At 31.3% G+C, this 7417-nt stretch carries 8 protein-coding genes; 6 read left to right on the top strand and 2 right to left on the bottom strand.

The window, feature by feature from the left end:
- Positions 1-140: 140 nt before the first annotated feature.
- Both QZU75_RS10210 and QZU75_RS10205 read right to left on the bottom strand, forming a co-directional pair.
- Positions 141-554 carry a ferritin family protein gene (locus QZU75_RS10210; protein WP_292846084.1) on the bottom strand — a complete coding sequence of 138 codons (414 nt, stop codon included), beginning with the start codon at positions 552-554 and terminating at the stop codon, positions 141-143.
- A gap of 10 nt (positions 555-564) precedes the next feature.
- Positions 565-1791: an FprA family A-type flavoprotein gene (locus tag QZU75_RS10205; RefSeq protein WP_296883520.1), complete on the bottom strand. Its 1227-nt coding sequence runs from the start codon at positions 1789-1791 to the stop codon at positions 565-567.
- A gap of 183 nt (positions 1792-1974) precedes the next feature.
- Here QZU75_RS10205 and QZU75_RS10200 point away from each other — a divergent pair, with 183 nt between their 5' ends.
- The 6 genes from QZU75_RS10200 (at position 1975) to QZU75_RS10175 (ending at position 7381) form a co-directional block, all read left to right on the top strand.
- On the top strand, positions 1975-3117 hold the full coding sequence (locus tag QZU75_RS10200) for a tyrosine-type recombinase/integrase (protein WP_296883519.1): 1143 nt from the start codon (positions 1975-1977) through the stop codon (positions 3115-3117).
- 241 nt (positions 3118-3358) lie between these two features.
- Positions 3359-3601, top strand: coding sequence for a hypothetical protein (locus QZU75_RS10195; RefSeq protein ID WP_296883517.1), 243 nt, complete (start codon positions 3359-3361; stop codon positions 3599-3601).
- Positions 3598-4014 (top strand): type II toxin-antitoxin system VapC family toxin, encoded by a 417-nt coding sequence (locus tag QZU75_RS10190; protein WP_296883516.1) that lies wholly within the window; start codon positions 3598-3600, stop codon positions 4012-4014. The genes QZU75_RS10195 and QZU75_RS10190 overlap by 4 nt, the downstream gene beginning before the upstream one ends.
- Before the next feature lie 36 nt (positions 4015-4050).
- Complete coding sequence (locus QZU75_RS10185; RefSeq protein WP_296883514.1) at positions 4051-5055, top strand: hypothetical protein; 1005 nt, start codon at positions 4051-4053, stop codon at positions 5053-5055.
- A gap of 389 nt (positions 5056-5444) precedes the next feature.
- Positions 5445-6434 carry a hypothetical protein gene (locus tag QZU75_RS10180; protein ID WP_296883513.1) on the top strand — a complete coding sequence of 330 codons (990 nt, stop codon included), beginning with the start codon at positions 5445-5447 and terminating at the stop codon, positions 6432-6434.
- A 5-nt stretch (positions 6435-6439) separates the two neighbouring features.
- Positions 6440-7381 (top strand): S-4TM family putative pore-forming effector, encoded by a 942-nt coding sequence (locus QZU75_RS10175; RefSeq protein ID WP_296883511.1) that lies wholly within the window; start codon positions 6440-6442, stop codon positions 7379-7381.
- Positions 7382-7417 lie beyond the last annotated feature (36 nt).

Here is a 7417-nt window from a genome sequence, read left to right as displayed (position 1 = left end):
TTTGAAATTAAAGAAAAATTAGAACGAATTTTTATCGAAGTTAAATTTCAAGTGTAAAAAAATAAAATTTGAAAGAAGCCTATAAAATTTTACAGACTCAAAAAAAGAAATAAAAGAAAGAATAATTAAATTCTTTCTGCTTAGAAGTATCTTTCAAGGATTCCTTCTAAGATTTTGTAGTGACGACCTTCGTCTTTGGAACTTTCACGGAAGAAATCAGCAGCAGTTTCAATACCTGCTTCTTCAGCTTTATCTGCAGCTTCTCTTTTTTCAGCGTTAGCCATTTTTTCTCCACCCATCATCCATTCGATGTTTTCTTTGAGGGTAGGTTTGATGATTCCGTTCATTTCACAGAATCTTGCTGCGTGTTCAGCTTCTTCCCAAGCTAATCTTTTGAATACTTCAGCTAATTCCCCATAGCCTTCACGGGAAGCTTGTCTGGACATTGCTAAGTAGATACCTACTTCGTTTGTTTCTCCTTCAAAGTTTCCTGCAACGTAGTTTTCTACAGGGGTGTCTTTAGTAATTCCAATTTCATGTTCGTATTTAACCATGTTATCACTATTATAATTCTTTACATGCTTGAGCTAATTTTTTACCTAATTCGTAACTTGCTTCATCTTCTTCAGCATTTGGAACGAATGTAATTTCTTGGCTTTCAACCACGTCAAATCCGTAGTTGTTTAATTCTTCAGCAAGCATTGCAGGTGTTCCACCTTTACCTCCCATTGAACCGAAGGTAACTGCTTTTCTTACAATACCTGTTCTGTTGAAGAGTAATCCTTTCAAGTAGTACATGATGTCTCCGATACTTGGGTATGGTACATCGTTGATTGTAGGATCTCCAACCGCAATTCCTTTACTGGTTAAGATACTTTTGACGATTTCTGATCTTTCATCTTCGTGCAAGAAGAAGATTTCAACATCGTATCCTTCAGACATTGCACCTTCTGCAATTTCGTGAGCCATTTGTTGGGTTGAGTAGTGCATGGTATCGTAGATGATAGTGATTTTATCTTCACATACTCCGGTTGCCCAGTTTTGGTAAGCTCCAATGATTTGCATTGGGTCGGTCCAGATTTGACCGTGAGATGGTGCAATCATTTTGATGGAGTCGAGTAAACCTAATTCCACTACTTCGTTTAATTTTTTAAGTACTAATTTGGAAAGAGGTGTGATTAAGTTTGCATAGAATTTTTGAGCTGCATCCATTAAAACGTATTCAGGGATTTCATCAGAGAATCTTTGGGTGAAACATAAGTGTTGACCGAATGCGTCGTTAGGGAATAAGATTCCGGTTTCATCTGCAAGTAAGGTAAACATGCTGTCAGGCCAGTGTAAGAGGAATGCGTCTAAGAAAGCTAGTGTTCTTCCGCCGACATCTAATGAATCTCCGGTTCCGACTGTTATGAATTCAGCACCTTCAAGTGCAGGGTAGTGTTTTAAAAGACCGTTTACAGCAATTTTGGTACAGTAAATAGGTGCTTCAGGGAATCTTTTGTGTAAGTCCACTAATACTCCTGAGTGGTCTTTTTCCACGTGGTTTTGGATGATGTAGTCAACTTTGACTTCTCTTCCTTCTTGAGCGAATGCATCATCGATACGTGCCATCATTTCTTTGGTTTTTCCAGGATATGCGTTGTCGATAATTGCAACTTCGTCTTCACCAAATACAATGTATGCATTGTAGGTGGTTCCATCTAAGGTGTAACCGTGGTAGGTTCTGAGGTCCCAATCGAGTACACCAATCCAGTATACTCCATCAGCTATTTTTTGTGCGTTTGCTTTCATAATTTCAACCTTTTTTTAAAATTTTTATTCATGGATTAAAATATCATGAATTAATAGTATTATCTAATTTGTTATTATATATAATTTTGTTTTATACGAACTGTTTCAAAAGTTCCGATACTTATTACTCTTCAAGCGCTCTCTCTCAATATTTTTTATCAACGAAGAATAAAAGTGATTAGTATGATGAATGACGAGCTATTTAAAAATTTCACAATAAGTTGTAACCATGCAATTGGAACAACACAGAGCTATGAGCTTTCTTTGAGAAAGTACTGTATCTATTTTGATATGTCTCTTAAGGAACTTCTTGAGGAAGCTGAAGAAGATGAGATGAACGGTGTGAAATGGAAGCACAGTAGGTTGAAATCAAAACTTGTTGAATATAGGCATCACATGTTTCAAAACTATGCTGCCGAGACCGTCCGAAAGGAAATGAACTGCATAATCTTTTTTTACAAGTTCTATGACATAGAAGTATGGGATTTGCCTAAAGTCAATGACAAAAGCATTCAGAAGCCTGCTCCTATTTATTTTAAGGATTTGCCGGATAAGGAAGTGATAAGGGAGGCTTTTCTTATTGCATCTCCTCTGATGAAAGCTATCATATTGTTTTCCTGTTCCAGTGGATGTGCAAGGACAGAGACATTGAGTCTGACAATCGGGGATTATATTAAGGCATTGTCTGTATATCTGCCGAACCACAGAAGAGATATCTTTGATGTTATAGATTACTTAAATGATGTCGATGAGGTTGTTCCGACCTTCAGTATCCTAAGAAAAAAGACAAACAAGTATTATCTCACATACTGCAGTCCTGAGGCGGTTAAGGCAATAAATGCATATCTGTTGCTGCGGGATAAGCCAATAACTGATGAAAGCCTACTCTTTCAAATCAGCAGGACATATATGGTCCAGTCATTTGAGATGATCAATGACACTTTAGGCCTTGGTAGAGTCGGAAGATATCGCAGGTTCAGAAGCCACATGCTCAGGAAGTTTCATGCTTCAGCATTATATAATGACGGTATGAGCATTGACAAGGTCAACGATTTGCAGGGAAAGGCCAAAAACAAAACCGATGCAGCCTATTTCATGACAAATCCCGATGATTTGAAATATGAATATATTCAGCATCTTCCAGCCGTTACTATAAACACTGATGTTGAAAAGCTTTCTATCAAATCACCACAGTTTATTCAAATGGAAAAGGAAAATGAAGCATTAAAATCAGAAGTGGTGGATATGAGAGGTGAACTTGAGGAAATGAGAGGTTTGAAAAAAGAACTTTTAGGAATTATGGAAAAGGCTAGAGAAAGGTCATAATATTGATATAAAATTAGTAGTGATAGCATTTGGCACGTGTTGGATGATATCAAGATTAATATTCAAAGACGAAAACAAGTAATCAAACATGTTAAAATATGATGATATTAAAGAGCATAGTTATTGAGTTACAAATAAAATTAAGTTGTTATATATTTTTTATAAAAATAGTTTTTTCAGATAACTTTATATTATCTGAAAATATAATAGTAACTAAAACATATTAAGGGGTCTGAATATCATGGAAAATGTAATAGCAACTACAACTTTATATAAAAATTACCAGTTAGCTATCCCTAAAGCTATACGTAATCAATTCAAAGATTTAAGTGTAGAAGATACTATAGTAGATTGGTCTATAAATGAAAATAATGAAATAATAATCAAACCAAGAAAAAAAGTAAGCTTAGATGATGTATTGGGTATTATTGAGGATGATGATCCAAGAGATGCGGTTGAACTAAAAAGGAGTTTATACAAATGAAAAAGATATTAGTCGACTCATCATTTATCATAGCAATATTTAGAAGAAACGATCCATTGCATCAAAGAGCAATAGAAAACAGAGATATTTTGAAAAACGATTGCTATATATCAAATGGAATAATATCTGAAGTAATAACAATACTTGGCCAAAAAACAAAAGACATTGAACTAGTTAGGTTGGCATATAACTACATGAAAGATAATTTCACAGTCATAGATGAATCGGACATTAACATGTACAATGACAATGTATTTGCAATCTTTGAAAAATACAATAAAAACAAATTCAGATTGGGGTTTATTGACTGCTCTGAAGTTGTAATATGTGAAAGTTATGGCTTAGATTATGTTGCAAGCTTTGATGGAGAGTTTAATCAATTTGAAGAAATCAATTTAATTAAATTAAAATAAGAAAAATAATACTGCTCTAAAAAGGAGGTGTTTGTTGTGTATATAAAAAATCCAAATCAAAAAGTTAGTTATAGTTTTAGGATTGATGAGGAGTTACTTGATGACCTTAAAGCATATGCTCAAGCAACAAATAGGAAACTGCCTGAAACATTAAATGTTTTACTTAAAAAGCAATTGGAAGGAATCACTGTAAGTGATACTTATTTAAAAAATGAAAAAGGTACAATAATCACAATACCTTTTAATTTATTGGAAACTAATAAATCAGTTATTAACTTACAGAAGGTTAAAAATGGATGGAATTATCAGATTAAACAGATCCCAAACAATTTAGATATTTGGACTATTAATAAGGGATTTGTTTCTCCTGATAAAGATTATTTACATCAAGGTATTGAGTTAGTTTTAATTCCTGACTTATTCTCCAAAGAAGTTTTCATTAATTTAAGAAATCTGGAAACTCATTCATTAGGTTCTTCTGAGAGGTCTAAACTAAATAAAATCCTTGTTCCAATTTTATTTTCTATGAAGAAAGATAAAACAATAGATATAAATATTATTTCTATTAATGAAGCTTTAGTTTTAGCTAGAAATTCTAAAAAGGCGAAATTAATTCAGTTAATTGAAACTAATTTCAGTAAAATCAACAAATTAATGCAAAATCTATCGTTTAATATTCGAAATAGTCGAGGATATGAAAGATATTATCACGAAATTGTTTCTGAATTGGAATTGCTTTCAAGGGAAATTAACACTATGAATATCATAAAAATTGACGAAGTAATTAAGTTTGATGATATTGTATTTGATTTTGAGGACTCTATTGATGTTTCTAATGAAAATCTAATAAAAGAATTACAATCAGAGTTGAATGATGTTAAAAAAGATTTAAAGAGAAAAGAACAAATCATAGATGAGTATGAGAATAAATTTAAGAGAATTGATTCTCTTTTAAAGGATTATGATGATAGATTTGAGCAATATGCACTATTGTACAAGAAGTATGATGATGCTCGCGGAAATAAAAACCGAAAAAAATAAATACTATGAGTGATAAATATATATTCCAATAATTTAATTAGTAAAAAAAGAAAGGTACGACGCAATATTTTAATTATTTGGCCTTTATTAAAATATTGCATGCTATACTAAGACACATCTATTTTTAGTTGGCATATTATATAAACCCTTGAAAAATGGGTCTTATTTACAAAATGTAATATTTTGTGTATTTGTACCTTATTTCTTTTTTTAATAGTAGTTAAGTTATTATAACAAATAAAAAGGTATAATTATGTATAATTATAAAAAATTTAAGTTAAAAAATATTAAATTAAGAACATTAGGTATTGTAAATGCTTTTAGATTAATTAAAAGGATTACATTTAGTTTTGTTGAAGGCATGTTATTTTTAAATGGTGGTGTTAATTGTGGCTTATACAGTCAACTCAGCTTTTAAGCAATTTCATGAAAATATTAAATTAAACAAGTCTGATAGTGAAAGAGCAAGGTCAAGTAGGGATAATCTGTTTACCAACATCGATAAGTTTCCAAATGAGGATGATATGTTTCCGTTGTTGTATCGTGAATGTCATAACAAATTTGGCTCTTTTGCGAGAAAGACAAAGATTAGTCCGTTGGATGATATTGATCTTTTAGTGTGTCTACATGCAAGAGGTTCTACGTATTATGAACATTCTGTTGATAAAGTGGATATTATAGTTCCTGAGAGTGCTAATTCTCTTCGAGAGTTATCAGATGATAATATTTTAAATTCTATAAAAGTAATTGAAAAATTTAAGAGTAATTTAAAAGATCTTGCTCATTATAAGAATGCTGAAATTAATAGGCGACAGGAAGCTATTACTCTTTCATTGCAGTCATATGATTGGACTTTTGATATTGTGCCTTGTTTTATCACAGCACCTACTGATAATGGTAGGACTTATTATTTGATTCCTAATGGTGATGGTAAATGGAAGTTTACAGATCCTCGTATTGACCAGGAAAGGGTAACAAGGATTAATCAAGAAAATGATGGTAATATTTTGAAGGTTATTCGCATGTTTAAGCATCTAGCTAAGGAATATGGATTATTTAAAGAGAATTCTTACTTATTAGAGGTATTGATATTAGATTATTATGAATCTAATCCATTTGAGTATTCAATAGGTGGAGAAATGTGTATGGTGCTTTCACATATAAAATCAAATGTTAATTATCCAATTAAAGATCCTCAAGATATTAGAGAGGATATTAATTCGTTGGAGGCTTATGAAGTTGAAAAAATTAGGAATACTCTTGACGATTGTTTCAACTTAATGTTAAAGGCAATTGAATATGAATCTGATGGGGATAATGAAGCAGCTATAAACAAATGGCGCGAAATTTTTGGAAGTAAATTTCCTAAGTATGGGTGATAAATTTGACTGATATTTCTACAAATCAGAACAGAAGAGATAACCTTGCTAAAAGAGTTGCATGTAAAGAGTTATATTCTTGTGCAAAAAATTTGGTTTATGTTGAACTAGTATTGGCATTGTTAGTTGGAGTAATGTATATTGTATATGCATTCTCCAACCCTATCTTTTCTTTTTTAGATAGTAATTTTAATCAATGGTTTTTATTCCCATTTATTGCACCATTGTTAAGTATAATATTTACTGTGGTTGATAATTATGGCATTACACGATTTATTAAATTAAAAGTAGCGCAAGCAGCATATATTCAAGAAGACTTTGATAGGAATGTATTTGAGTTACCTGATAATGATATGTTGGTTCCTTCATTTGACTATGTTGTTCATGTTATGGACGAAGATAAATTGGATGCTTTTAAAGATTGGTATGATTTATGTATTTCCGATGTTCCAATTGAATTTGGTAGAATAATCGCTCAAAAAAGTAATTGTATGTGGGAGTTAAACCTTAAAAATGATTTTAGTATATTTTTAGGAACTGCTATAGTAATTTTCTTGGTAATCATGGTTTTTGTTTGGTTCCATGCATATGATTTAAATTCAATTGTAATCGGTTTCATTTCACTAATATATTTGTTTAATTTATTTTTTAAATATTATATGCCAAATAAATCTTCAAAAAAGAATATTTATGAGTTAAATCGTAAAATAGATAAGCTATGGGGAGAATTGATTTCAACAAAATGCATTGATGATCTTATTGATGTTTCAAATGATATTCAAACACAATTATATTATTATAGGATAAATGTTGCATTAGTGCCTGACGCATTTTATAGGTTAAAAAAAGAAAATCATGAAAATATTGTTGGAGCATATGTTGAAAAGATGGTTAATGACTTTAAAGTTAACTTTGAGTGTGAAAAATTAGATAATGGTGGTAAATAATTTAAGTAAGATTGTTGATTGTTTAATGTTATAAGT

Source organism: uncultured Methanobrevibacter sp. (assembly GCF_902764455.1).
Lineage (GTDB): Archaea > Methanobacteriota > Methanobacteria > Methanobacteriales > Methanobacteriaceae > Methanocatella.
Note: the sequence above shows the minus strand (reverse complement) of the source record. Positions and strands in the feature narration are given on the sequence as shown.

Coding starts and splice junctions, on each gene's coding strand:
- QZU75_RS10210 (WP_292846084.1), bottom strand. CDS start 554: ATGGTTAAATACGAACATGAAATTGGAATTACTAAAGACACCCCTGTA.
- QZU75_RS10205 (WP_296883520.1), bottom strand. CDS start 1,791: ATGAAAGCAAACGCACAAAAAATAGCTGATGGAGTATACTGGATTGGT.
- QZU75_RS10200 (WP_296883519.1), top strand. CDS start 1,975: ATGATGAATGACGAGCTATTTAAAAATTTCACAATAAGTTGTAACCAT.
- QZU75_RS10195 (WP_296883517.1), top strand. CDS start 3,359: ATGGAAAATGTAATAGCAACTACAACTTTATATAAAAATTACCAGTTA.
- QZU75_RS10190 (WP_296883516.1), top strand. CDS start 3,598: ATGAAAAAGATATTAGTCGACTCATCATTTATCATAGCAATATTTAGA.